Annotated in this window: 2 protein-coding genes and 1 pseudogene; all 3 read left to right on the top strand. The window is 46.7% G+C overall.

The window, feature by feature from the left end; genetic code table 11:
- On the top strand, nt 1–396 hold a 396-nt coding region (locus R7070_RS25150; RefSeq protein ID WP_318141389.1), incomplete at its 5' end, for a biopolymer transporter ExbD.
- The gene (locus R7070_RS25145) at nt 396–1,016 is read left to right on the top strand and encodes an energy transducer TonB (RefSeq protein ID WP_005484262.1); all 621 of its coding nucleotides are present in this window, start codon (nt 396–398) and stop codon (nt 1,014–1,016) included. The genes R7070_RS25150 and R7070_RS25145, both read left to right, overlap by 1 nt.
- Nucleotides 1,013–1,436: pseudogene (locus tag R7070_RS25140) on the top strand (hypothetical protein); the annotation flags it as partial. The gene R7070_RS25145 and the pseudogene R7070_RS25140, both read left to right, overlap by 4 nt.

Here is a 1,436-nt window from a genome sequence, read left to right as displayed (position 1 = left end):
GGACGCAGACCAAATCAACAAGACGAAGCTCAAGTCGATTTAACATCGATGCTTGATATTGTATTTATCATGTTGATTTTCTTTATTGTTACCAGCTCTTTCGTGCGAGAGTCTGGCGTGGAAGTGAACCGCCCTCAAGCATCGAACGTGGTCAGTCAAAAAGACGCAGGTATTTTCATCGCCATTACGGCAGCAAACGATGTATACATCGACAAACGCTTGGTCGATCTAGAACGCGTAGAAGCATCTATTGAGCACCTATTGCTAGACCAGCCAGATGCATCGTTAGTGATTCAGGCTGATGAACACGCTTACAACGGCACCGTTGTGAAAGTGATGGATGCAGCTAAAGGTGCTGGCGTGAAGAACATTGCACTGGCAGCGGAGAAACCTTAATGGGTAGGCTGTTAATTGCGTTACCAGCGTCATTATTGATCGCCGTGAGTTTGTTTAGTTTTATGGCGTGGATGGTCGATAACGGCAATCAACGCGCACCAAAACCGTCTGAGGCAGTGCGTTTTGATATGGTCATGGTGGAAAACGATGCCGATGTGCAGCGTCGTCAACGTTCGGTACCAGAGCAGCCAGAGCCACCTCAAGCACCAGAGCCGATGGAGCTGTCTCAAGCCAATACGCAAGTTGAGCCGATGAGTCAAGTAACACCGATCAGCGCGCTTGGGTTAAACACGGCGTTAGATGGTATTGCGATTAATGCGCCAAACCTAAAGGGAACCATGGGCAATCAACAAGCGTTACCGCTGTATAAAGTTGAACCTCGTTACCCAAGTAAAGCATTAAAACGCAAGGTTGAAGGCTATGTGATCATGCGCTTTACGATTGACACGACAGGTCGTCCAAAAGACATTGAAGTGATCGATGCAGAGCCAAAGCGTATGTTTGAAAAAGAAGCCATTAGCGCGTTGAAGAAGTGGAAATACCAACCCAAAGTTGAAAATGGTGTGTCAATTGAGCAGTTCGGACAAACCGCAAAAGTGGAGTTCAAATTAGGCAAATGATGAAGAAATTCTTAATCACAACGCTGCTTAGTTTGACCGCAGCCAGTGCGATAGCTCAAGAGCTTAGCCAGTACACCGCATCTAGAGTGCAGCGTGCGCACAGCTTAGCTCAAGAAGAGAAGTTTAAAGAAGCGATCTCAACTCTCGAATCGTTAGATCTATCGCGTGGCTACGATCAAGCGTTTGTTGCTTGTATGCTCGGTATTTTTTATTGGCAGAATGAGCAAGTTAAGCCTGCTATCAAGCAACTGGATTTCGCGGTAAGCGGGGGTTTATTGCAAGACGAGCAAGCGGGGCAAACACGTAAAATGCTAGCGGATGTGTTGTTGAATGAACAACAGTTTGCTAAAGCCTTGCCGCACTATTACGAGTTGAGTAAAGCCGTACCCAAAAACCAGAAAGCTCATGAAGTTTGGCTGC

It is taken from the genome of Vibrio sp. 1557 (assembly GCF_033340175.1).
GTDB classification, from domain to species: domain Bacteria; phylum Pseudomonadota; class Gammaproteobacteria; order Enterobacterales; family Vibrionaceae; genus Vibrio; species Vibrio alginolyticus.
This window is presented reverse-complemented; position numbering and strand designations above follow the sequence as displayed.

Coding starts and splice junctions, on each gene's coding strand:
- R7070_RS25145 (WP_005484262.1), top strand. CDS start 396: ATGGGTAGGCTGTTAATTGCGTTACCAGCGTCATTATTGATCGCCGTG.